The sequence below is a fragment of the Enterococcus moraviensis ATCC BAA-383 genome, from assembly GCF_000407445.1.
In the GTDB taxonomy this organism is placed as follows: domain Bacteria; phylum Bacillota; class Bacilli; order Lactobacillales; family Enterococcaceae; genus Enterococcus_L; species Enterococcus_L moraviensis.
This window is the reverse complement of the sequence record NZ_ASWB01000001.1, coordinates 16,454-41,709: the sequence shown is the minus strand read 5'-3', so window position 1 is coordinate 41,709 and position 25,256 is coordinate 16,454. Positions and strand designations below refer to the sequence as shown.

Genomic DNA, 25,256 nt, shown 5'->3' with positions numbered 1-25,256 from the left:
CTTCTTATTATCGAATAACCTTCATTACTTGTTCACCTGGTACAGACAATACCTTAGTCAATGTGATAATGTCCCCAAAATCTGTTGAATTAGTTACAACAACGGGTGTAATTATATTATAGCCTTTTTCCGTAATTTTTTCTAAGTCAAATTGAATTAATTTATCACCCGTTTGGATTTTTTGACCTTTTTCTACAAAATAGTCATACCCGGATCCATTTAATTGAACTGTGTCAATGCCAATATGAATCAAGAGTTCCACACCAGACTCACTTGTTAAACCAATAGCATGTTTAGAATCGAAAACTGCCGTAACTGTTCCAGAAAATGGTGCATAAACAAGACCTTCTACGGGTTTTACGGCAAAACCTTTACCCAAGATTTCTTCAGAAAACATGCCATCTTCAACCGCTGATAAAGGAACGATTTCTCCTTTGACGGGTGTTGCAACATTTAATACATCTTCTACAGCGGCAGTATTCATTGCTGTATCATTGCTCTCTTTTTGTTTTACTTCTGTAGCGGGTTCTTTATATAAAATGTATGAGACAACAAATGAAATCACGATACTGATTGCTGCGCCAATACACGCCATGTATAAGTGTTTTAATGTATCATCTCCAATGTAACTTGGAAGTGTCAACAAGCCTGGTGAACCACCAGTAAAGTTTTTCACGCGGCTAATCCCCATGAATAAGCCACCAACCCCACCACCGATCATCGCTGCATATAAAGGCGTTTTAAATCTCAAGTTAACACCATATAAAGCAGGCTCTGTAATACCAAATAAACCAGTCAAACCTGCTGATGCTGCCAATTGTTTGATTGAAGAATCTTTACTTTTAAGACCAACAGCTAACGAAGCAGCACCTTGCCCAAGATTAGATGCTAACATTCCTGGATAAATTACTGAATCATAACCTGTTGTCATTCGATTATTGATACCGATCGGCACAAGACCGTAATGTGTACCAGTAGCTACAAATAACGGAGTGAAGGCACCAATAATGGTTGGAACCAACCAAGGGCTAAAGTTTTCTAACGCTTTGATTCCATTTGAAATACCATCACTAATGAAATACCCAACAGGACCAATAACAACTAATGAAATCGTTCCTACAACCGCAATCGTAATCAAAGGTTTACTGAAGAACTTGATTACTTTAGGTGATGCCTTATCTGCAATCGGCTCCACATAAGACATAAACCAAACAGACAAGATAATTGGAATTACAGATGAACCATATGTTACCGCAGAAATCGGCATCCCGAATAAATGAATCCCACCCTCTCCAGCTTCCTTGATGGCGTTGACCATTCCTACAAAATTCGGGTGAAGTAAAATTCCTCCTACCATCATCGCTAAATACATATTTGTTTTAAATTTTTGGGCTGAAGATGCAGCTAATAAAATCGGTAAGAAATAAAAAGCTGAATCTGCCATAAAATCAATGATGATATATGTTTGTCCTGTCTTATCGATTGCATTAAAAACAACTAATAGCGAAAGTACAGCTTTTAGCATTCCAGCCGCAGTAATAGCTGGTAAAATCGGTGTAAAAATCCCTGTGATCGTATCAATGATTTTTGAAGCTGTTCCACGATCATCTTTTTCATTTGACTCTGTCGATTGACCATCTAATGCTGGTATTTCTTTTATGATCTCTTTGTATACACTTCCTACATCGCTGCCAATAATGACCTGATATTGTCCTCCTTTTGAAACTACACCCATCACACCAGCAGTATTTTTGATACTATCCGTTAGCGCTTTACTTTCATCTTTCAAATTAAAACGTAGTCTTGTCGCGCAATGTGTCAATCCACTTACATTTTTATCTCCACCAATGTCTTCGATAATTTTGTGTGCTAATTCTTGATAATTCATTCCTTTTCCTCCAAATCTCTCTTCATAAATCTTGAAAGTTCAATTGACTCGATGACACAAAAAAATACCTAAGAAACCTCTTTATTTAAAGAGATTTTTCTTAGGTATAGCCTGTTTTTATACAGTAACAATCCTTTAATTGTTCGTTATTCTTCTGATATGAATCGTTAGGTAAATCATCTCATCCTCTTTTAAATCACGACCAAATTCTTTAGCGATGTATTCGCGAATTTTTAAAGCACAAAGATATTCTTCTTGATATTTTTCTTTCAACATAAACAAGAAGCCCTCATCTTTATCCTTATCCAACTCTATTCCACTAAACAATCGCTGGACAAAAAATTTTAAATGCGTAATGAAACGTTCGTAATTTAATGTATATTCATCCAAATCTGTTTTATAATGATATTTTACAATATTAATGATTTTTTGAATGACTTTTGTCATTTCAGATACTTGACTGACTTGTGACAAATCCAATTCAGCATTCACAATATGCAATGCAATAAAGCCTGCTTCGTCTTCCGGTAAAACGATATCCAAACGATTAGAAATAATAGTCAACGCTTCTTTACCAATCAAATATTCATGATTGTAAAAGCGCTTGATCTCCCATAAAAGAGCATTTCGAACAGGTAAACCACTATTATGTCGCTCAATTGCATAATCAATATGATCAGTCAACGTAAGATAAATATTCTCGTTCAACTTTTTTCCCAAAGAAACTTTAGCAAAACCAATGATTTCATTTGCAACTTGTAAATGTTCTAAACGAACATTCGCTAATAATTGAGTAAGCTTATTTGTATTTAGATCAGCGTTGCTTGTGTATACTTTTTCGATAAGCATATCCTCAATAACATCACCGATATTTTTTTTAAAGCCAATTCCTTTACCCATCACTAACACTTCATGACCATCTGAATCAAGAGACTTTACAATATTATTATTGATTACTTTTTTTACTTCCATAATATCTCCTCAATGAGATTAGATCAGCTAGCTAATTAAATGTTGATAAAAAGAAATAAAGTATAGCCTGAAAATTCAGTAACAATCTTGATTTCTCTTGTTATTAAAACATGAAAGTAAAGCGTTGTCAACAAAGTAAAAAGTTGTTTTATATTTTTAACAAGGCGATCTTGGTTAATTAAACACTTCTGAAATTTCCGATCAATCAACAACTAGCAAAACAGATTTATTTTCTCTGTCTTGCTAGTTTCCCCCTTCTTAGTGATTGCTTTTAGTCTATGTCATAGAGATATTTCGTTCTCAGTATTTCTAGCTGATTCCCATCAATCCCTAACGCCTCATTTAAATACTCTTTCATCGTTCCATACCGTGTCTCTATTGTTTTATATGCACCATCTAGATAGTCGACTCTTGTTTGTTGCAGTGATGATAAAAATGCCAAAACATCCTCATTGTCCGTATATTTTTTATAAATTTTCATTCTTTTCGCATTTCTAGGAGCATTCATTTTCTCTGTTAAAAGATAATCTTGATAAATTTGCTCTTTGCCTACACCTAGAGCACCTAAATATAGCGCAGCTGCCCAACCAGTCCGATCTTTGCCCCCTTGGCAGTGGAAAATCAGTGGTGTTACTGAATCTTGTAAAAGAACATTAAAAAATTGCTTATATGCTTCAATAGCTTTCCCACCTATAGCAAGTTGTTCCATTTGTTTGATCATAACATTCCGATTTTTAACCAGTTGCAATCGACCTTCTTCAGTTTTTACCATTTCCTCTAGTTGTGCAATTTTATCTTCATCTTTTTTCGAAATAGACTGAGTACTCGCTTGCTGTGCCATATCAGCATGAGGATTAAAATTGGCTAGCTCACTAGTTGAAATTCTCTTATTAGGATTTTTCATTATTTCTTCTGGCGAACGAAAATCAATGATTCGTTTTACCCCGATACGTTCAATATAAGCTTGACCAGCTGTATCAATTTGATGTAACGCATCTGAACGAAAAACTTCCCCCCACTTTGTCAAACGACCATCTGTAGCCAAATAGCCCCCCATATCTCGACAGTTATATAATTTAGTTAAAGGTAAACGCCGCTCTGCTCCAATAAAAGATTCTGAATTTGCTTTTAATTGAAAGTAAAGACGTTCATCCTTATTAGGATCCGCTATCGTTTGCCAACCTTTTTCAGTAAATTCTATAAAATCAGTGTTTGTTTCTCCTGAATTATCTAGCCCATAATAAACGTTCGCTGGTAGCACTGCTGCATCTGGAATATAGATTGCTAACTCGTTTTCATTTCTTTTTACCTCAAGTGCTCGCATCTTTTCACGCTCCTATTCATTTTTTACAGTTGCTTCTTCTTCGACAACTCCTTGTTTATCCAATTTTTTCATAAACGGTAGATACAATAATACTACCACAACAAATTGAATCAATTGTACAACCAATCCTTGCCAGCCAGCCGCCATAAAACCAGATAAGAAAGTTGGTAAATTTTTGGGTACATTCACACTGATGACTGGTAAAAAACCAATAATTGTCGCCAAGTAGGCAATTCCTACGCAAACTGCTGCCGAAAGAGTCAACGGAATAAAAATGATTGCGTTCATGATCATTGGTATTCCAAATTTCATTGGTTCAGTGATACCAAAAATACTAGGAATCAATGAAATTTTACCGATTGATTTAAATTTTTCGCTTCTACTCATCCAAACCAAAATAACAGCTAACGCCAAAGCTCTTGGTCCTTTAAATGCATCTAAGAAAAAAGAATTGATAATATTCGTAGCCACTTCTCCAGCTGCTACAGCTTCCATATTAGCGTACGCTTGCGTTGTGAATAAAACAGCAATAACAGAGCCCACGACCATACTCCCATGAATTCCGAAAAACCATAATAGTTCCGATAAAAACATGATGAAAAGAGCTGACCAAATCGATCCACCTAAGGCTTCAAGAGGCGTTTGTAGATTGGTATAAATAAAGTCATGAATATTTCCAAATTGGGTTTCAGCAAAGGCTGTACTAATCATAATAGCTACTATAAAAATAATTGCAGCGGGTACAATGGCCTCAAAGGTTTTAGCGATAGCTGTCGGTACACTTTCTGGCATCCTAAATGTAATCCGTTTTTCTACCATTTTGGCAAAAAGCCAAGTTACAAAAAGTGCAACGATCATTCCCACGAAAATTCCTTTTGAGCCTAAATATGTTAACTCAAATGCCATTGCTGGCTTTTCCTGTCCAATATCAAATGCCGTAATAGGTGTCAAAACAAAAAATGTTGCTAGCGAGAGAATAATAGAAGCAATAACATCTCCTTTTTTCTCCCTTGCCATTGCACTTGAAATCCCGATGATTACGTATACTGTAATTAGATTACTTGAAATTGATGTCCCTAACGAACAAGCTTTCACCACAATTTCTGGTAACCCTGGAATCATCCCAATAATCGTAGTCAAACTTCCTACGATCGTGATTGGTAGTGTCATCATCATACCGTTCGCAATACTTTTAACAAAAATATTATTTGAAAATTTATTAACAAACAGATTCAATCCATTGATAAACGAACTTTTTTTCACGTCTGACATTCGTAATCCCCCTTTAATTAACCCGCATTAGCCGTAATTACTTCTTGAGCATGTTTAAAAACTTTCTCTCCATTCATCATGCCGTAATCCATCATTTCGATTACCATAACAGGAATAGTCGGATATTCTTTTTTTACATTCTCTTGTTGATAGCCAACTTGAGGACCTAGTAAGATGATATCTGATCCAACTACTTTTTCTTCCAATTCACTAAGACCACAAGCTGAAATATCGGCCTTGATTCCTTGTGTCTCGGCATATTCCTCCATTTTTTTCACTAACATTCCTGTCGACATTCCACCTGCACACGCTAACGTAATTTTCATATTCACTCATCCCTTTCTATTTTTTTAACTCTTCCCTTTAATTAAGATACGCAATTTCTGTATTTCTTCATGCAAATCAATCATTTCTTTTGTAAAATCTGTCGCAGTGATTGCTGCCATCATATGATCTTGTGCATGGGTCAAAAACATATTAGCCGGCTCATCTGGATTATTCGCAAATTTTTGCAAAATATCTGTATGTTGTTGATGCGCAATCTTTAAATTACTCTTACTCTCTTCCAGCATTTTTTTTGCTTCAACTATCTTTCCTTTTTTTGCTTCATTGATTGCGTTCATTGCAAGTGACTTAGCGTTACCTGCATAAACAATGATTTGCATGACATCTATTTCTGAAATCATCGAACCCTCTCCCTTTCAACTAGTGACTAACATCATCATATTACTATAAGCAATTACTGTGCCAAACAATCTAAACAGTATTAAACCAGTCGCTACAACCCATGTGTTTTAAAAAAACAAATGATAAAACACATTCGAGCGATCAAATAAAACACATTACAGAAAGTAAAACAGATGACTTTGACTAATTGCTTTTACAACATTATACTTATGGTAAATTACTGGAACCAAACTATTTGTTAAAGGTCGGGAGAACATGAAAAGAATCGATAAAGTCGCTCATACACTGAATGACTACACTGAAGAGAAACCTGTCACTGCAACTGAACTTGCTACGCAGCTAAATATTACACGAGCAAATGTTAGCAGCGATTTAAATCAATTAGTAAAAATTGGAAAAGCAAAAAAAACTGGCACCAAACCAGTTTACTTTTTTTCAACTACACCAAAAAAGGCAACAGAAAAGAATAGTTTAGATGATTTCATCCAAAAAAGCCCCAGTCTTTTTCATTGTGGCGAGCAGGCGAAAGCAGCTGTTTTATACCCCCCGCATGGCATGCATATCCTACTTACAGGAGAGACTGGTGTTGGAAAAAGTATGTTCGCAGAATTAATTTTTTCTTATGCTACGTCACAGAAAAAAGTGAAAGCGGATTCCGAATTTGTCACATTTAATTGTGCAGATTATGCAAATAATCCGCAATTACTCGTAGGGTCTATCTTTGGGATTCTAAAAGGAGCATATACCGGTGCGCATGATGATCGTGTAGGACTATTAGAAAAGGCAAATGGCGGTATTCTATTTTTAGATGAAATTCATCGACTTCCACCTGAAGGTCAAGAAATGTTGTTTACGTTTATTGACCGAGGTGTTTACCGTAGATTAGGCGAAACAAATAGTGAACGGAAAGCGCAAGTCTTACTTATTTGCGCGACGACTGAAGATACTTCGTCTTCATTGCTTCAAACATTCATTCGCCGTATTCCAATGAGAATCGAAATACCTAACCTAGAAGATCGTGGTCTTGAAGAACGGCTAAGTCTGATTTCTACTTTCTTTCAAACTGAAACAAAAAAATTACAAACACCAATTGAAGTTTCGACAAATACTATTCGAGCGTTACTAGGCTATCACTGTTCAAATAATGTTGGACAATTAAAAGCTGATATCCAGCTATTGTGTGCAAAAGCTTATTCTCAATTTATTGCCAGACAAGAAGAAACGATCAAAATCAGTAGTTATGAGCTCCCTCATTATATCCGTGAAGGGCTGTATAACACAGAAGATCGAAAGAAAATCTGGTTTTTATTGCCAAATACGAATACGCGCTTTTTCCTTTTTGACGAAGAAGAAACCACACTAATGCTACCAAATGATACGAAAGGACATGATATTTACCAAATCATTGAACAAAAAATGAGTGACATGGAACGGATCGGTTTAGATCTATCTCAAACTTCAGAAATTATCGAGTCAACCATTACGAATTATTATCACTCTTATAATACTGATTCAACTGTTGATTTAACTAACTTAGAGCAAATCGTGGGATCTGAAATCGTTGCAACTGCAAATAAAGTTTGCGCGAAAGCCTCTCGATTACTGAATTTTTACTTGTCTGATAATGTTCGTTACGGATTAGCGCTTCATTTGTACAATACGATTCAACGTGTTAAAAGAGGTCAAACGATCAGCAATCCTCGTATTTCTGAAATTAAAGTGGAACATCCTAGTCTTTTTGACGCGGCTCAACATTGCCTCTCCATTATTGAAGCTGATTTTAGTGTCCAGCTTCCAGAAGATGAAGCAGGCTTTCTAGCATTATTCTTTACACCCAATGAAAATAAAACCAAGAAACATTCAACAGTTGAAGTTATCGTTGTTGCCCATGGCGAATCAACCGCAACAAGTATGGCTAATGTCGTCAACAAATTACTTGGTGAACAAATAGCAGTCGGTTTCGATATGAGCCTTGATGAAAAACCAATCGTTACATTAACAACTATCAAAGATTATTTAAGTGCAAAAGACCAGCTAAAAGATGTTCTTTTGCTTGTTGATATGGGATCTTTGATCAATTTCAGTGATGAGTTACAAAAGGAATTGACTATTCAGATTCGTTGTATTGAACTTGTTAGTACGCTACATGTTTTAGAGGCAAGTAGAAAAGCTTCTTTGGGTCATGGTTTGAATGAAGTTTTTGAGTCTACAGTCAATATAAGGGGACTTTCTAGTTACAAAACAAACACTCCAGCTGAGGATAAAACGATAAAATTATATATTTTAACGCTTTGTACTACTGGTGAAGGCTCTGCTCAATTAATCAAAAAAATGTTAAGTAGTCGTTTAAATTTAAGAGGTGGTACCTGTGAAATCGTCTCATTACAACTAACTGATGCAACATTATTGTCCGAAACGATCAATAACTTAACACGTTCTGGTAAGATCATATGTACAGTTGGACCTTTCGAATCACCCATAACAACGCCACACTTCTCTATCTCAGAAGCGTTAGATCCAATAAAAACACAAAAGATTCAGTCACTTATTGATTATGAAATTTCTTTCGAAGGTATGAGAACCAACATTGCCGGTATGTTAGAATATGAGCACGGCGAAAAACTGATTGCGTCAATCAGGGAATGGGTCGAAACAATGGCTCATGAAATAAATCCTACTATTTCATATGAGATAAAAGTCGGTTTAGCTTGTCATGTTGTTTGTATGATTGATCGCTTGAAACAAGGAAAAAATGTTAGTAGTTTTCCGCAACATATATCTTTTCAGGAAAAATATGTAAAAGAAATTGCTTGTGTACAAAAAAATACTCAATTCTTAGAAGCCTATTATGCAATCACAATACCAAATGACGAAGTATTCTACATCACAGCTTTCTTTATGAATGAATCCTTTATCTAAATTTTTGTCACTACTATTTAAAGTTAAAAAAGTAGGGAATAACGGTTTTCGTTATTCCCTACTTCTTTTTTCTGTTTATTCATATTCCTCTTCTGTTGCAAAATACTGGCTATGCACTATGACAAAAATTAAACCAATCAGTACCATCAAGGCAGCAAAGTAAAAAGTGACACTTGAGTTCCAAGTTTCAGCTAACTTTCCAGCAACAAAAGGTGCAATAGCTCCACCAAAAAAACGAATAAAACTATAAGATGAAGAAGCGACACTTCTTTCAATAGTGGGAATCTCCATAGCAATGGTTGTTAAAAGTGTATTGATCAACCCTTGAAAGAAACCAGCTATTATAACGCCTATCGCTACAAATTGAGGATTTTGTGCATTAAGCCCAATAAAAAACAAACTTGCAAGGAAAAAGAATAAGGCTAACAAAATAGTACGATACGTGTTGATTCTTTTTTCCAAAATTGGTGCGATAAAGACTGATGCAACAGCAAGTAATGCTCCCCACCCGAAAAAGACAAAACCAACTTGCATCTCTGTAAATCCTTCAAGTAAAAATGGTGCATATGCTAATAAAGTAAAAAAACCAAAATTGTACAATAGTGCGATAACACCTATCGACCGTAACTTATGATTTTTTAGCGCTTTGATACCAGCAAATATAGAAACTTTTTCTTTTGGTTTAACAATTGGCGTTAAAAGAAACGAAATTGCTAATGTCGCAATAAACATCAAAAATGCCACACCAAAAAATGGTAATCGCCAAGATGCGCTACCTAAAACGCCACCTAATAAGGGGCCAATCGACATTCCTAGACCCATTGAAGCCTCATACATAATAATTGCCTTTTCTGTTTGTCCTGCTAAAACACCAACAATTGCAGATAGTGCTGTCGAAATGAACAAGGCATTACCCAGTCCCCAACCTGCACGTAAATAGATTAATCCTTTAATTGTTTCAGAAAAACCTGCTAAACAAGAAAACATAATAATAATGATAAGTCCAAAGATCAATGTCTTCTTAGCACCGATTCGACTGGAAATAAATCCTGTAAAAAGCATCATCACACCTGTTACTAACATATAACTTGTAAATAGTAATGTTGTCTGAGCAGGTGTAGCATCTAGCTGTTGTGCAATTGTTTTTAGTATAGGATCAACTAAGCCAATCCCCATAAATGCAATCATACATGTAAATGCGACTGCATAGGCTGAACGCAACCCTCCTTTTTCAATCGCTACTTCTGCTAACTGTTCTTCCAAATAATCTGTTTCTTCCATTTAATTCCCTTCTCTCTATATAAAAAATTACACTAAAATTATTTACATGTCAATATTGACATGTAAGTTCATTCTAAAGAACAGCATAATTTGTGCTATAATAAAAAAATAAGCGGATTCAAAAATAATAAGGAGCGTTGTTTGCTATGAATACTCTTAGTTATATTTTATTGTGTATGTTAGTTCGAAAACCTTGTACTGGCTATGAATTGAAACAGTATTTAGCACTTTTCTGGGAAGCACATCACAGTCAGATCTACACCTCTTTATCTAAACTATTAAAAGAAGAATACGTTCGCGTAGAAAACGATGAAAAACATGCGCAAAAGAAAATTTATCACCTAACTGAAAAAGGAGAAAAGGTTGTAAGCATCTGGATTCAAGAAGAAACAAACGAACCTTCTCAAAAAGATGAATTTCTCGCTAAAATGTATGTAGCGGCTATCTTAGAAAAAGATACTGTTAGAGGATTATTATTTGAACGAAAACAACATCAACTAAAGATTTTAAAAAGGAACCAAGAAAAACAAGAACAAATCGATCAGATTACTGATCCGTTGGAACGTCAAAAAAACTTTGGTCGTTTCCTAGTTATTCAAAGGAAAATCCGGATGTGTAAGGAAGAATTGAGTTGGTGTCAGTGGGCAGAAGAGCAAGTTGAAGCGTTATTTGCTAAGATGTGACTTCTATCTCTTTTAAAAAAAGCGATCAAGACAAGAGCGTGTGCATGCTTTGTCTTGATCACTTTTTATTTGTACTTTCATTTTTCAACCATTTCATGTTCATCGTATATTTCTTGATAAAAACCAATTAAATCTGAAATTAATTGGTCACTAATAATATCTAACCCTAATAACTGCATATTATGCCTTAAAAATAACAAACGACTCTTCACTTGTTCCAAGCTTGATTCAAAAACAAATGGACTACACCATAAATTGATCAGCAATAAAAACATTTCTGCACATTCATTTGGATATTCAGTTTCTAATGAACCATCCTGAATTCCTTCTTTTATGATTTCAGCAAATAAAGGGGCCTCTTGTTGCACAGCTATTTGCATCCCTGAAATAACAAATTGAGGATTATTTGCTTGATTGATCATTACTTCTTGAACAGCTGTCACTCTGGTCTTTGATGTTCTTTGCTCGATTAAATTCATCAGCTTAATTAATTTTTCTTTGGCATTTTCTGCTTCGATCGTACCGATCATCTTGATCAAATCATCATGAGAATTCTTGAATTGTTTTTGTATAACGGCTTCTAATATTTCCTCTTTTGAAGTGAAATGATAATAAATAGCCCCTTTAGACATTCCTAATTCTCTAATAATGTCATGAATAGTTGTCTTATCGTATCCTTTTGTTTGAAACAAGTTTTCGGAAATCACTAGAATTTTTTCAATCGTTACTTCTGGATTTTTGTTCCTAGACACATACTCGCCTCCGTTCTAATAGTTTACTTATAGCTAAATCGTAGCATTTATTATTTCTAGTGTAAAGGTGTTATTCAAAAACGAGTATAAATATGGATAATACAAATTGTCTTAATTATCGTCTCTTTATTCGATCCTATTACGAATAATCAAACCTACGAATCTAAAGTATCTTACTATTTAAAAATAAAGTATTGAATAATATTGTTTAATACGGATAAAATGCCAACCGCCATCATGCCTAGCCCAGTATATTTTAAGGCTTTCTTTTCTTTTTTTCTTGTTAACAAATAGATGATCAATCCTATGATAAACAAAGCAATTCCTACTACTACAAATACATAATTCCCCATTAAAACAATCTCTTTATTCATTTTTGGCATCATTGGTCTCATTTCTTTTTGCCCCTCTCATCGCTATAATTTTTTATTTTGATTTAAAATCTTCTTTTTCAATTCTAGAAAACGTTGCTTTACCAGCTATTAGACCTAAAATTCCAAGAAAAATAGCTGCTGCTCCTTTTGACAGAATTCCACCAGGACCTGCTGCAGAAGACGTAACAATACACATAATAAAAATTGAAACTGTTACTGTAACAATAACTGATTTGTTGAGCATCCCGAAAAATAAAGGAATCAATCCCATCAGGACACTTCCTACTGTTGTAATAACCATCGTAACAAGTAAACTGAAATTAAATTGATAATTTATACTTGGAAAAATAAAACTTACTAAGTATAAAATAACATTTTGAACAAATTCAGAAATAAATATAAAGCTTGTTATGATCGAAAGGACAATCACAACTTTTGCCATAATGATTTCTTTGACCTGGACCGGATATGTATAAAACATCAAGGCCGTATTATTTTGAAACTCACTCACGATTAGCATTGCCAACAAGATCGCTTCCCAAACAATAAAAATTGCTTTGATCAACGTATCTACTAACATACCCGCACTAATTGAAAAATTCATTCCTTCCATCAATTCTACTGACATGGGAATCAGCATCCCTAAAGATACTGAAAGTAGCATAATAAATATATTCGCAATCAATAATCCGACGAATTGACTCTTCAAACTAATTTTTTTTAGCTCGATTTTTGCATAAGCTTTCATTGACTCTCCCCGTTCACAAAATTTTTGGCTGGATTTTGATAGTTCTGAATAATTTCGATAAATACTTCTTCTAAACTTCTTTCTTCTCGCTCTAGTTCAATTTGGTCTAAAGAACGGATAATTTTCCCTTCCTCCATGATGATAATTCGACTTGCAATTTGACTAAGCTCTGTGATGATATGACTTGAAATCAAAATGGTTGTTTGATAGGTTTGATTCATTTCAGATAGTATATTTCGAACATCGATCATTCCAATCGGATCCAATCCATTGATAGGTTCGTCTAGAATCAAAATTTTAGGTTTCGTCACTATCGCTCTTGCAATCCCCAAACGCTGCTTCATACCTAAAGAAAAACTTGAAACCAACTCATTTTCTTTTCCACCTAATCCGACCAAAGCCATTGTTTCAGAAATATTTTCGCAATGTTTTTCATCAATATACAAACAATGAATTTCTAAATTTTCTCTAGCAGATAACTGATTATAAAACACTGGCGTTTCAATTAAGCAGCCAATTTCGCCTAATACACTATTGTCTTGTGTAGTAACGGTTTTATCTAATAATTGGATCGTACCTGTGCTTGGAGAAATAATATTCAATAATAGTTTCATTAGAGAAGTTTTTCCTGCACCGTTTCTTCCTAGAATACCTAGAATCTCTCCTTGCGCTACCTGAATTGAGATATCATCAACTATTTTTTTTTGATCGATTGTTTTACTGACATTTTCAGTTACAATTGCATTCGTCAACTTCTCACTCCCTTTTTCTAGCAAAATAATTTATTGATTTCATTCGCCACGTGTTGATAATTCGTTTTCAAAAAATAATGATTTCCTTCAAATGTTATATAGCTTATTTTTTCCCCATAATTTGTCCATCCAGGTAATTCTTTTAGATGATCTGCTTTACCACTATATATCGACATAGGAGTAGAAAGTTTTGTTTTAGATGGACGATAGTTTCCCAACATATTCAAATCATTACGGATAATCGGCAGGAAGCATTTCATCAGTTCTCTTTCATCTACCGTTAATTCTTCCATTCCGCCAGCATTAATATAATAATCGATCATTTGTTCATCTGTTAATGATGAGACAGAACTAAAATCTCTTAAAGTTCCTGGCGGATCACTTGCTGCACAAATCAGGGTGGTAGGGAAAATTTCTTGTTTTTCAATTATTCGGGTCAGTTCATAAGCAAGTAGTGCGCCCATGCTATAACCAAGAATGATGAACGAATCATTTGGTTGATGATTCTTTAAAAAATGATCGTGGAGATCCATTAATGCTTCCTGAAACTCTTCATAAAGTGGTTCTTCCATTCTTAACCCTCTTCCACTTAGTTCAAGAGGTACAAGTTCAATATCTTTAGCCAAATAATGATAGAGCTTTGAATAAAATAATGTTGATCCTCCTGCATACGGAATACAGTAAACTTTCTTTGCCATGCTTCGATTCCCCTTGATTTAATCTTCTAATTGAACAACTTGATATAATTTTGAAAAATCGCCTTCTTGCTTCAACAATTGTTCAAATGGACCTTGTTCAACGATTCGGCCATTGTTCATAACAACGATTTCGTCATATTGCGATAATAGTTCGCCATTTAATTTATGCGTAATAACAATTGCTGTCAGTTGAGGAATTTTTAAAATAGCTTGCTCTACTTCAAAACTAGTTGTCTGATCCAACGCTGATGTTGCTTCGTCCATCAATAGAATTGGTGTTTTTCTAATTAAGGAGCGGGCAATCGACAATCGTTGTTTTTCTCCTCCAGATAAAAGTTTTCCATTTTCTCCACAGGCCATATCGATACCTAATGGTTTTCTGCTAACAAATTCTTTCATACCAGATAAACGTACTGCCTCTTCTATTGCCTCTTCTGAAAATTCTTGGTTCAATGTGATATTATCTCTTAACGATTGATCAAAAACATACACATCTTGTTGAATGATCGACATCATTTCATAAATACTTTCTTGAGAAATATCTGCAATATTCATGCCATCAATATCAAGTGTTCCTTGACCTTTTTGCATGTCAAAAAATCTCAATAATAATCTTAAAATTGTCGATTTCCCACTTCCAGATAACCCTACAACTGCATATTTCTTATTTTTTTCAATAACAAAATTAAAATTCTTCAATACATTGACAGGATTCTTTTCATCAGATGGATATGCAAATTGAACATCTTTAAAGCGAATATCTTTTACAAAATCCGTTTTATCCGTTAGTTTAATTGTCTGCTTAGGTTCAATACTTGCTAAAACATTTTTGTACGCTGTTTGACCACTCTTATACTTAGTCATTAGAACGCCTAATTCATTGATTGGCATAACAACAAAGTTTACTAATTGTGTCACTGCAATAATATCTCCCACGGTTGCATTCCCTTTGATGACCATAAACAAACCACCAGCTAACGCCACAAATATAACTGAAAAACTAGACATTTTTGAAATAGCAATAATCAACTCTGTAATTTTTCTTGAAGAATATTTTGTTTTCACTTGTTTTTCGTTGTATTTCATATAATCTTTTTTGATTTGATCCTCTACATGAAAACTTTTGATAACCAAAAATCCCAACAAAATATCTTTTACTTTCGCAATATAACTTTCATCATTAATTGTCTCTAACGTTTGAGCCTGTTCCATTTTTTTTGCAAATAATCCCGAAATAGCAATTGGCAGAATACAAACAACAATGATCATCATTGCTAATTTATAATTACTTAAAAACATTGAAAACAATGCAAACACCAACAAAACGCCACTTTTTATGATCTCAAAGAAAGAAGACAAATACTCTTCATCGATTTTTTGAAAACCACTTGTTAACATGGACAGGTAACTACCTGAATTCACTTTTTGAAACGTAACATAGTCTTGGTGAATTACTTCCTCAAAAATATCTTCTTTAAATTTACGCATCGTTCTATAAATATAAAGATTTTTCAATTGTGACGCACTATAACTAAAAACGGTCATTGCAATCAAGATAACTAAACAAACATATATTTGGCGATACAACGCTTGAAGATCCATTGCTGTTCCGGCATCCATCAAACTCTTCAATGAAAGTGCTAGCAGAACTAAACTCAATTGTGCAATCACAGATACTACAATTGTTGCAAACAATAACCATCGATTATTTTTAAATAGACTGAATTTCTTTTCCATATTTTGCTCCATTATTATCTCCTTGTATTTTTCTACTTAACATCGCACTGTATTAAAAGGCGTTTACACTTCACTTCGTATGAGGCTTCTTTTACTTGATACTTTTCCACCCAAATCGTTAAAAAATTTGGGTGAAAAAGAAAATTGTTTAAAATGTTGGTCATTCACTTTTTTTAAGTTTTTCTTCCAAACGACTACATTCTTCTTCTAATACTTGTTGCATCTTCCGTTGGTTTTTCATTGTCTTAGGAACACCCAAGACTAAATTATTCAAGTATTTATTTACCAACACCTCGTATGAACAAATCTCATTTTCTTCAAAAAGTAATTGAAGGTCTTTAAACTGATCAAACGTTAACCCAAAAGCACTTTGATTATTGATTGAGATTAGTTTATCGATTGGTAATGGTTGTTCTTCTTCCAAAATGTCCATTACACTCATATCAGACATTAAGTGCTGAATTTGGGTAACATTTTCATGTATTTTCGAATCATTTTCACTATGCTCTTGATCAATCACAATCGGTATACAATCTAAGAATGCTCCTAAAGATTCCAGGTATTGTTTTCCTAAATAACGTCTATTTTCTTGTAAAATATAAAACGGTAATTTGGACTCTTGATGCTTGATCATCCCACTCTCTTTTGCAATGATTTTCATGAAATAGGTTAATAATCCCCAAGTATTATTTTCATAAAATTCATTCAGATGTTTCCCTAGTTTTAAAACCACAAACTCTGATTGAGAGAGAGAGTTTTCTTTATTTTCCAGAAGAAACTGATCCGCAAGTTGACTAAATGAAGCTAGTTGATAATCAGTAACAATTTTTTGATTCTTATTTGAATTCTTTCGTTGTTCCACATTGGTTGCATAGTGTCTAAGACCTTCATGCATCTCTAGCGTTTGGGGCGTCTCATGTTGCAAATATTGTACTAACAATTGTTCAATTATTGTCGAACTGGTTTTGTCCCAAATACTGTGAGAAGCATTAATGTGAACCTGATGTCGTTTTTCAGATACTTTGACTAGTGTGATGCTACTTAATACTTGCATGGCGCTATCTGTATGAAGACTACTTGAATTTATTGGATCAAGGACTTCACCATAACTATTGTTCACATACGTAACTGGCCATTCATTCGAAAAAGCATGCTCAACAATCGTCATTTGATTTTCTTGTTGACTATAAGAAGATCTCAGTGACGGTTGCGTTCTGATAATTTCTTTGACTCCATTGATTAATTTATCTTTAGGATAATATCCATCAATCGTCAAAACATGAGAGACAATCGTGTCATTAAACTGCTCCAAATATTTACGTTGGATCGTTGCAGCAGGATACTTATGCTCAATCTCATGGTCACTAAAATCAAAGCCAGCAAACGTACATGTCTCCAGCATATTTGGCGACCTCACAAATGCTTCTAATTCACTTCGAGTTGAAAATGCTAACTGATCCTCATACTTGTCTAAATCAACAAAATAATCAGGTACTTCAACAAGCTTTCCTTTTGCAAGAGCTGATTGTAACGTACGATAAAATTCTAGTGTTAAGTTTTCAACAAATAATAATCGACAAACTTCTCCTTCAATTGAATAGGACGTGTAGATACTTTGACGGTCATATTCACTCGTTATAAAGGATTCAAGCGGATTTGCTCCACGTTCATTTTTCAGCTTACTGCAGTGTAAAATCACTGCTTCCAGTTGTGTCATAATGTTCTTGATCAGTTGATCAATCAATTCTTTTTTATATCTTTTTTGATTAAAACTCATTTGAATGTGTAAACGACCTTCAATAACAACCGTGTTGATCAAAAGTGGTGTTCCAAAATGGTTCACTTCAGAAATGTCTTCACCATGTCGCACTTTTGCAATCTGTAAAAAGTTTGATTGGTTACTCATTGATTCCAAATCACCTAAATAGTTGAACGTGATTTCAGGCTCAATATTTTCCAAAGGCAACTCTCCGTATGTTTGTAATAAACTGTAACCTAATCCTTGATTAGGTACTTCTTTCAGAGTCTTTTTCACTACTTCGATATCCTCTGCAATTGTTTGTCCGATACCAGTAAATACGACAGGGTAAATGCTAGTGAACCACCCTAGTGTTCGATCGATCAATGGTTTGTTTTCGCCTAATTCTCTACGTCCATGACTTTCCATCGAGTAAGAAACAGCATTGGTTCCAATCGTTTCACCGACAGCTCTAGACACAGCCGTTAATAACAGATCATTGATTTCAGTATCATACGCAAAAGTTGAATCATAGAGTAATTTTCTAGTTAATGCTATTGACAGATCATCTTCCACTTCTTCAACTGTTTGTTCAAGAGAATGCGTCTCATTTTCATCAGGCATTGCCTCTTTGATACTTGTTTCGATTTTTTGCCAATAAGGTCGTTCCTTTATGATTTCTTCTGACTTACTATATTCTTTTAAGGCATCCGTCCAGTGAATAAATGCAGTCGTTTTCTCTGGTAACAAATACTGATTTTCAGTTGTTAAAGCATGGTAGACCGTGTTAAAATCTTCAATCAATATACGCCATGAAACGCCATCAATTACTAGATGGTGAACAATCATTAACAGATAATCTTGATCATTTGTGTGAAATAATTGAACATTGACTAATTCCCCAGTTTCAATATTCAGTGTCTCTTGCGCGCGAGTGCTTATTCTCTGAATTTCAGTCATAACATCATCGTCAATTGTTATCTCACTTAAATCGTGGTAATCAAATAAGAAATTTGAGTCTTCTTGATAGGCCAATACTTCTTGAGTTGTTCCATCAAATCTTGTTCTTAACGCATCATGATGTGCTATTAAGATATTGACTGTTTGTTGTAGTTTCTCCTTTTGAATGGGTTCTTTACTCTTAAACATAAACGATTGGTTGAAGTGATTTGGTTTTGGTAATTGTTTACTGAAAAATAGTTGTTGTATTGGTGAAAGTATTGTTTTACCTGTTACCATTCCTTGATCGATCATGCTTGCTTTTGTAATCACCTTTGTTTTACGTTCAATCTTACGAATTGTTCGCTCACTCATGATAGCCATTACGCTCACTTCAAATCCAGCTGCTCGTAGTTTTGATACGATGCTGATTGCCTTGATAGAATCTCCTCCAAGTTCGAAGAAATTATCATCTACACCAACTTTTACTACTGACAAAACATCACTGAATATGCCACAAATTATCTTTTGCGTGTCATTTTCAGGAGGACTATAGTGTCGTTGAGTCTGATTTTCGTTTATTTTTGGCGTTGGCAATGCTTGATGATCTACTTTACCATTTCGATTGACTGGCAATTTGTCCATAATGATGATAACCGAAGGAATCATATAGGTTGGAAGTACTTTTCTAAGTTCAAAGTCAATTTGGCTTTCAGTCATTCCACCATCCTGTGAAAGATAGGCACACAATAGAGGAGATTCTTTCACCGTTTTAAGAATTACTTCTGCCTCTACTATTTTTGGCAGTTCCAATAGTGCTTTTTTAATTTCATCTAGTTCGATCCGATACCCTCTTAACTTGACTTGGTTATCGATACGTCCTAGATATTCAATTTGATGTGCTTCATTTAGTTTAACTAAGTCACCTGTTCGATACAGTCGCTCATCCGCCTGAAATGGACTATCTATAAATTTGTCATTGGTCATTTCTTCTTGGTTTAAATAGCCTCTAGCAAGTCCAGCACCGCCAAGGTACAATTCGCCAGGAATCCCAAAACCACTTAATTGATCACCATCAAATACATACACTGTTGTATTCGCTATTGGTCTACCAATTGGAATTTCCTCTGGAACTTCCTGATCTACTGGATAAAATAATGCGAATGTAGTACTTTCTGTAGGACCATAAATATTGATAAATTCAATTGATTTATTTTTATTTTTTAACAATCGAATATGCTTCTCTGATACTTTTTCTCCACCAACTAGAATATGCTCCAATTGATCAAAAGCTGTAATACGGGTAAGAACCATCTGATTAAATAACGTTACTGTCATAAAAATTGTATCGATTTTTTCTTCTTTGATAGTGGTTTCCAACAAGTAGCCATCCATTAAAACATCCGGATCAGCAAGGAAAACATATCCTCCATTGAGCAATGCTCCCCAGATTTCAAATGTCGAAGCATCAAATGCGATAGAGCCGGTTTGCGCAATACGTATATTCTCAAAGTTTAGATAATTCGTATTTTTAACAAGCCTAACTACATTTCGATGTTCAATCATTGTACCTTTGGGATTTCCAGTTGTACCAGAGGTATACATTAAATAAATCAATTGATCAGGGGAAACCTGAATACCTGGATTCTCTGTTGATCTATCCAATAACTGGCTATCTGAGATCGGTACAACCGTTGCCAAAGAATCGTACACGTTCTTATCAGCCTTTTCAGCTGTTAAGATAATGCGAGTCTGACTATCACGCAGGATATATTCTTGTCGTTCAATCGGATTTTTTCTATCCAATGGAAGATATGCTGCCCCAGCTTTTAATATTCCTAGCATAATTGGTACTGTTTCACTATTTTTATCAGCGATAAATCCAATAAATTCCTCATTTTGTACACCTAAATCTATTAGTAGATGCGCAATTTGATTCGCTCGTTGATTCAATTCAAGATAAGTGAACCTTCTTTGGTCTGTTCCTAATGCAATTTTTTCTGGAGTACGTTTTACTTGCTCATCGAATAGTTCAAGAACTGATTTATCTTTTGGCCACTCTGTATTAGTCGCTAAATTCTCTTCGATCAATTGTTGGATCTCGTCTGATTTTAAGACTCCTATTTTTTCAATTTGCTCACTCGGTTTTTTAATGAGATTCTCCATCAAACTAATGAATTGCTTCCCTACTCGTTCCATGCTCTCTTTCTTATATAAACGTGTATCATACTCAAGCATAACCGCGTAGTTATCATTCATCCCGTTAACGGAAAACATCAAATCAAACTTAACGTTTTCAGAATCTATTTGAATCGGGCGCAATTTGGTTTGCCCTAATTGCAGCTCTTGCATACTGTCAACTTCACTAGAAAACATAATATTGAATAACGAACTACGTGAATGTTCATCTGATTTTGTCACTAATTCAATCAGCTTTTCATATGGATAATCTTGGTTCTCATTTGCCTTCAGGGTTTTCTCTTTCATCGCTTTTACTATATTTTCAAAGGTATCCGTTCGCTGAATATCCCCTTTGATAACGACTGTATTCACAAACATACCAATCATTTTTTCAAGCTCTTGATCCGTTCTACCTGAAACCGCTGTTCCAACAGAAACTTCTTCCTGTCTGCTATATCTGGAAAGTAAGATCATAAATGAGCTTAGAAATACCATATACTCTGTTACACTTTGTTGTTTGGCAAATTGCTTGACTGAATCTGTCACAGCTTGACTTAACATAATGGTTACTGATTCACCTTCAGATTTTTCGCCATCTTTTTCCATATGATCCGCTGGTATTTTAGCAATTTCTCCCATATCTTTCAGTTCATTTAGCCAATACTGCTTTTGTTGGGATAAATCTAATGATTTATGCCAAGCAGCATAATCTTTATACTGTAAAGTTAAGGGTGCTAAAGTTGTCTCATCATAGAACTTGATCAGTTCATCAAAAAATAGGGACAATGAAAATCCATCAAAAATAATATGATGTAAATCGATCATAAGAATGGCCATGTCTGACTCGGTATTAATAAAACCTACACGAATCAACGGTCCATTTATTAAGTCAAACGGCTGAACAAATGCCTCTGTCACCGAATCAATTTCCTCTTTATTCACTGAGTATTGTTCAATCGTAATCTCCAACTTTTCTTGAACATATTGATGAAAATTACCATCCACTACATCAAATATCGTACGTAAACTTTCATGTCGTTGAATCAGTTGATTAAATGCATTATTTAATTTTGAAAGATCGATTGTGCCGATAACTTCCATAAAAAAGGGCATGTTGTAATTGGTATTAGACGGCGTTGATTGCTCAATTGCAAAAATCCTTTTTTGTACAGAACTCATTTCATCAAAATCATTTGTTGCCTTTGTTATGCCATTTTTCGTTACTTTTTCTTTTTGATCTAACCTTTGGGCGATTTTAGCAATTGTTTCTTGCTCTAAAATATCCCTTAAAGAAACGGGTATTTCAAACTCTTTTTGTAACAAGCTCGCTAGTTTCATTGCTTTTATTGAGTGGCCGCCTAATTCGAAAAAGCTATCATGGATACTTATTTTGTCTATTCCGAGTACCTCTTGAAAAATAGCTAGAATACGTTTTTCTGTTTCAGTGCTTGGTAAAATATACGTACGTAGTTCTTGTATTTTTGGAAGAGGTAGATTTGCTTTATCTACTTTGCCATTTTTCGTTATCGGTATTTCATCGACAATCATAATATAAGGTGGCACCATATAATCAGGTAATTCTTGTTTTAGCCGCTCTTTTATTTGAGTTATTTCTAACTCACTTGATACCACAATGTATGCACATAACTGCAAGTCATCTGTCACATCTGTTATTTTTTTAGCGATTACTGTTGCATCTTGAACAGCACTTATTTCTTTCAATCTAGTTTCAATTTCGCTTAGTTCAATTCTGAATCCTCTAATTTTTACTTGCTCATCGATTCTACCCAAACATTCGAGTTGACCGTCTGAACGCCATCTTGCTAAATCACCAGTATGATATAAGGTTCCTTCAGGATCAAATGGATCGACACTGAACTTTTCTTTCGTCATTTCTGGTAAATTCAGGTAGCCTCTTGCATTATTCTTTCCAGAAATACAAAGTTCACCTGGAACCCCGATACCGCATAGTTCACCATTACTCATGATATAAGCGTGAACATTATTGACCGTCGTCCCAATAGGAATATTTTCTGATTCTATCTTTTCTGGAATCATAAAGCCGGTCGCACAAATCGTTGTTTCCGTTGGCCCATATAAATTTCCTAGATGACATGCGTCGCTTCCAACTAAATTCCGATAGTTTTCTACTAAATTTTTCGTTAATGCTTCTCCTCCAAAATAAATTTTTTCTAAAGAGGCAAACTCATGGGCATACCCTTTGACTCTTATATAATCTAAAAGAGATGAAAACATGGTCGGTATCATAATCGCGTGTGTTACCTTATTTTCTTTGATAACACGTAACAAATGACTGTAATCTTTATTTTCTTCTGATGTTAAAAGCTGTAACTGTACTCCAGAGAGGAGCGCCCAAAATAATTCAAAAACAAACGCATCAAATGTGTAGGTTGCTTTTTGAAGTATTACACTGTTTGAAGAAACTTCGCTAAAAGGGATCAACCAGTCAAATAAGTTTAGTACATTCCTATTTTCGATCATAACACCTTTAGGATTTCCTGTAGTTCCAGATGTATAGATGATATAAGCCAAATCTTCTGGCTGATTTATTTTGCTCAAATTCTCTATCTTGCTGGTTTCCGATTCTTTCAAAACATAAACAGCTTTATTTTTCAAAAGATTTACAGTAGATTCATTTTTTTGATCAGTTATGATCATTTTTGCTTGACTATCTGCTAGTATAAATTCTATACGCGACAACGGTGCATCTTCGGCAATCGGCAAAAATGCTGCTCCGGCCTTTAAAATACCTAAAATACCTAAAATCATCTCAAAAGAGCGATCCATTACTAATGCAACAATGTCTTCTCTACCAATTCCTTCTGCTCTTAATTTGGCTCCAACACTGTTTGCTTTTTCATTCAATTCACCATACGTTAGTTTCTGCCCTTGTAAACAAAGTGCATACTGATTTGGATTTTTTTCAACGATCGATTCAAATTGTTCAATGATCGAATTCATTTTGGAAACTGGATAACTTATTTGATCACACTGAGATACCAACTGACGGTATTCTTCATTATCAATATAAGAAAGCTTATCAATCAACTGACTATCGTCTTTCAGCGTAGAATGAATTAAGTTCATATAATGTTTTGCAAATCGTTCTATCGTATGCGGTTCAAACAGTTCTGAACAGTATTCTAAATTGAACAAATAATTTTCACCAATATCACTGGCTGTTAATGTTAAATCAAACTTAGAAACACTTGGTTCTAGTGGATAATCAGATAAAATTGCTTCACCCAACTGTAATGTTTCAGTATTCCCCTTTTGATAAACAAACGTATAATCAAATAACGGATTTCTTGAAGAATCTCGTTTGATATCTAAATCCTCTACTAATGCGTCGAAAGCATAATCTTGATTTTCATATGCGGTTAAAAATTTTTCTTTCACTTTTTTTACAGCATCTCTAAACGTATCGTCTTTTTCAAATGTTTCTCTGATCACCACAGTGTTTACAAACATCCCAATCATTTCTTGAACATCTGGATGTGTGCGACCTGATACTGGAGAACCAACCATTACTTCACGATTATTACTATATTTTGATAGCAATACCATAAAAATAGTAAATAAAATAACGTACTCTGTCGTTTCAAATTTTAATGCTAACTGTTTTACCTTTTGATAGGATTCCCGATCGAATTCAGTCGTTAATGATTTTCCGGTGTAAACTTTTTCTTTAGGTCTAGGGTAATCTGTGGGAATTTCTGTTACAGGTAAATCACCTGATAATTCATTTAACCAATATTCTTTTTGACATGAAATATCTAGTTTATTGTGCCAACTACTGAAATTTCTATATTGAAGTTTTAAGTCTGGTAATGTTTCTTCATTATAAAGCTTGACCAAATCTGAAAAGAATGGATACATCGACTCTCCATCAAAAATTATATGATGAAAATCAAACATTAATAAGGACTCATTAGGAGCATATTCAAATAAGCATACTCTCAAAAGAGGGTCTTTCGTTAAGTCAAATGACTTAACGAAATGACCAATTACTTGCTCAATTTGATTTTCTTCCCCTTTCATGTAGTCAATCTCAATGGTTCTTTCACTGCTAACCATCTGAACCATTTTTCCATCCATTACAGAAAAATTGGTTCTTAAAATTTCATGTCTTTCACACAACTGATTGATAACGCGTGTCAATCTCTCAATGTCGAGTTGATTTTCCACTTTCATTATTATGGGAACATTGTAAGTTGTATTCTGTTCCTGCAATTGATCAATCGCAAATAATCTTTGTTGTGCAGCACTCATTAAATATTTTTTTTGCAA

Annotated in this window: 16 protein-coding genes; 2 read left to right on the top strand and 14 right to left on the bottom strand. The window is 34.5% G+C overall.

Going from position 1 to position 25,256, the window contains the following annotated elements:
* Nucleotides 1-7: 7 nt before the first annotated feature.
* The 6 genes from I586_RS00155 to I586_RS00130 form a co-directional block, all read right to left on the bottom strand.
* Nucleotides 8-1,888, bottom strand: coding sequence for a beta-glucoside-specific PTS transporter subunit IIABC (locus I586_RS00155; protein ID WP_010765215.1), 1,881 nt, complete (start codon nt 1,886-1,888; stop codon nt 8-10).
* Between the two features lie 135 nt (nt 1,889-2,023).
* Nucleotides 2,024-2,860, bottom strand: coding sequence for a BglG family transcription antiterminator LicT (gene licT, locus I586_RS00150; RefSeq protein ID WP_010765216.1), 837 nt, complete (start codon nt 2,858-2,860; stop codon nt 2,024-2,026).
* Nucleotides 2,861-3,131: 271 nt separating this feature from the next.
* On the bottom strand, nt 3,132-4,184 hold the full coding sequence (locus I586_RS00145; RefSeq protein ID WP_010765217.1) for a tyrosine-protein phosphatase: 1,053 nt from the start codon (nt 4,182-4,184) through the stop codon (nt 3,132-3,134).
* A 12-nt stretch (nt 4,185-4,196) separates the two neighbouring features.
* Nucleotides 4,197-5,456, bottom strand: a complete 1,260-nt coding sequence (locus I586_RS00140) for a PTS sugar transporter subunit IIC (protein WP_010765218.1) — start codon at nt 5,454-5,456, stop codon at nt 4,197-4,199.
* A gap of 17 nt (nt 5,457-5,473) precedes the next feature.
* Nucleotides 5,474-5,782: a PTS sugar transporter subunit IIB gene (locus tag I586_RS00135; protein WP_010765219.1), complete on the bottom strand. Its 309-nt coding sequence runs from the start codon at nt 5,780-5,782 to the stop codon at nt 5,474-5,476.
* A 24-nt stretch (nt 5,783-5,806) separates the two neighbouring features.
* The gene (locus tag I586_RS00130; protein ID WP_010765220.1) at nt 5,807-6,142 is read right to left on the bottom strand and encodes a PTS lactose/cellobiose transporter subunit IIA; all 336 of its coding nucleotides are present in this window, start codon (nt 6,140-6,142) and stop codon (nt 5,807-5,809) included.
* Between the two features lie 256 nt (nt 6,143-6,398).
* Between I586_RS00130 and I586_RS00125 the strand changes: the two genes are divergently transcribed.
* Nucleotides 6,399-9,062 carry a sigma-54-dependent transcriptional regulator gene (locus tag I586_RS00125; RefSeq protein ID WP_010765221.1) on the top strand — a complete coding sequence of 888 codons (2,664 nt, stop codon included), beginning with the start codon at nt 6,399-6,401 and terminating at the stop codon, nt 9,060-9,062.
* Between the two features lie 75 nt (nt 9,063-9,137).
* Here the strand turns inward: I586_RS00125 and I586_RS00120 are convergent, their stop codons facing one another.
* Nucleotides 9,138-10,343: an MFS transporter gene (locus tag I586_RS00120; RefSeq protein WP_010765222.1), complete on the bottom strand. Its 1,206-nt coding sequence runs from the start codon at nt 10,341-10,343 to the stop codon at nt 9,138-9,140.
* Between the two features lie 146 nt (nt 10,344-10,489).
* Between I586_RS00120 and I586_RS00115 the strand changes: the two genes are divergently transcribed.
* The gene (locus tag I586_RS00115; RefSeq protein WP_010765223.1) at nt 10,490-11,026 is read left to right on the top strand and encodes a PadR family transcriptional regulator; all 537 of its coding nucleotides are present in this window, start codon (nt 10,490-10,492) and stop codon (nt 11,024-11,026) included.
* A 77-nt stretch (nt 11,027-11,103) separates the two neighbouring features.
* Here the strand turns inward: I586_RS00115 and I586_RS00110 are convergent, their stop codons facing one another.
* From I586_RS00110 to I586_RS00080, 7 genes are all read right to left on the bottom strand, one after another.
* A complete protein-coding gene (locus I586_RS00110; RefSeq protein ID WP_010765224.1) occupies nt 11,104-11,778 on the bottom strand; it encodes a TetR/AcrR family transcriptional regulator in 675 nt (224 codons plus the stop codon).
* A 176-nt stretch (nt 11,779-11,954) separates the two neighbouring features.
* The gene (locus tag I586_RS00105) at nt 11,955-12,173 is read right to left on the bottom strand and encodes an LPXTG cell wall anchor domain-containing protein (protein WP_010765225.1); all 219 of its coding nucleotides are present in this window, start codon (nt 12,171-12,173) and stop codon (nt 11,955-11,957) included.
* Nucleotides 12,174-12,204: 31 nt separating this feature from the next.
* Nucleotides 12,205-12,900, bottom strand: a complete 696-nt coding sequence (locus I586_RS00100) for an ABC transporter permease (protein WP_010765226.1) — start codon at nt 12,898-12,900, stop codon at nt 12,205-12,207.
* Nucleotides 12,897-13,652: an ABC transporter ATP-binding protein gene (locus I586_RS00095; protein ID WP_010765227.1), complete on the bottom strand. Its 756-nt coding sequence runs from the start codon at nt 13,650-13,652 to the stop codon at nt 12,897-12,899. The genes I586_RS00100 and I586_RS00095 overlap by 4 nt, the downstream gene beginning before the upstream one ends.
* A gap of 17 nt (nt 13,653-13,669) precedes the next feature.
* The gene (locus I586_RS00090) at nt 13,670-14,350 is read right to left on the bottom strand and encodes a thioesterase II family protein (RefSeq protein WP_010765228.1); all 681 of its coding nucleotides are present in this window, start codon (nt 14,348-14,350) and stop codon (nt 13,670-13,672) included.
* Nucleotides 14,351-14,368: 18 nt separating this feature from the next.
* On the bottom strand, nt 14,369-16,099 hold the full coding sequence (locus tag I586_RS00085; protein WP_010765229.1) for an ABC transporter ATP-binding protein: 1,731 nt from the start codon (nt 16,097-16,099) through the stop codon (nt 14,369-14,371).
* Between the two features lie 148 nt (nt 16,100-16,247).
* Nucleotides 16,248-25,256 carry a non-ribosomal peptide synthetase gene (locus I586_RS00080; RefSeq protein ID WP_010765230.1) on the bottom strand — a complete coding sequence of 3,003 codons (9,009 nt, stop codon included), beginning with the start codon at nt 25,254-25,256 and terminating at the stop codon, nt 16,248-16,250.

What these genes read in the sequence shown, in the direction of transcription:
- I586_RS00140 (WP_010765218.1), bottom strand. Translation starts at nt 5,456, where the DNA reads ATGTCAGACGTGAAAAAAAGTTCGTTTATCAATGGATTGAATCTGTTT.
- I586_RS00135 (WP_010765219.1), bottom strand. Translation starts at nt 5,782, where the DNA reads ATGAAAATTACGTTAGCGTGTGCAGGTGGAATGTCGACAGGAATGTTA.
- I586_RS00090 (WP_010765228.1), bottom strand. Translation starts at nt 14,350, where the DNA reads ATGGCAAAGAAAGTTTACTGTATTCCGTATGCAGGAGGATCAACATTA.
- I586_RS00130 (WP_010765220.1), bottom strand. Translation starts at nt 6,142, where the DNA reads ATGATTTCAGAAATAGATGTCATGCAAATCATTGTTTATGCAGGTAAC.
- I586_RS00105 (WP_010765225.1), bottom strand. Translation starts at nt 12,173, where the DNA reads ATGAGACCAATGATGCCAAAAATGAATAAAGAGATTGTTTTAATGGGG.
- I586_RS00115 (WP_010765223.1), top strand. Translation starts at nt 10,490, where the DNA reads ATGAATACTCTTAGTTATATTTTATTGTGTATGTTAGTTCGAAAACCT.
- I586_RS00145 (WP_010765217.1), bottom strand. Translation starts at nt 4,184, where the DNA reads ATGCGAGCACTTGAGGTAAAAAGAAATGAAAACGAGTTAGCAATCTAT.
- I586_RS00100 (WP_010765226.1), bottom strand. Translation starts at nt 12,900, where the DNA reads ATGAAAGCTTATGCAAAAATCGAGCTAAAAAAAATTAGTTTGAAGAGT.
- I586_RS00155 (WP_010765215.1), bottom strand. Translation starts at nt 1,888, where the DNA reads ATGAATTATCAAGAATTAGCACACAAAATTATCGAAGACATTGGTGGA.
- licT (WP_010765216.1), bottom strand. Translation starts at nt 2,860, where the DNA reads ATGGAAGTAAAAAAAGTAATCAATAATAATATTGTAAAGTCTCTTGAT.
- I586_RS00120 (WP_010765222.1), bottom strand. Translation starts at nt 10,343, where the DNA reads ATGGAAGAAACAGATTATTTGGAAGAACAGTTAGCAGAAGTAGCGATT.
- I586_RS00085 (WP_010765229.1), bottom strand. Translation starts at nt 16,099, where the DNA reads ATGGAGCAAAATATGGAAAAGAAATTCAGTCTATTTAAAAATAATCGA.
- I586_RS00125 (WP_010765221.1), top strand. Translation starts at nt 6,399, where the DNA reads ATGAAAAGAATCGATAAAGTCGCTCATACACTGAATGACTACACTGAA.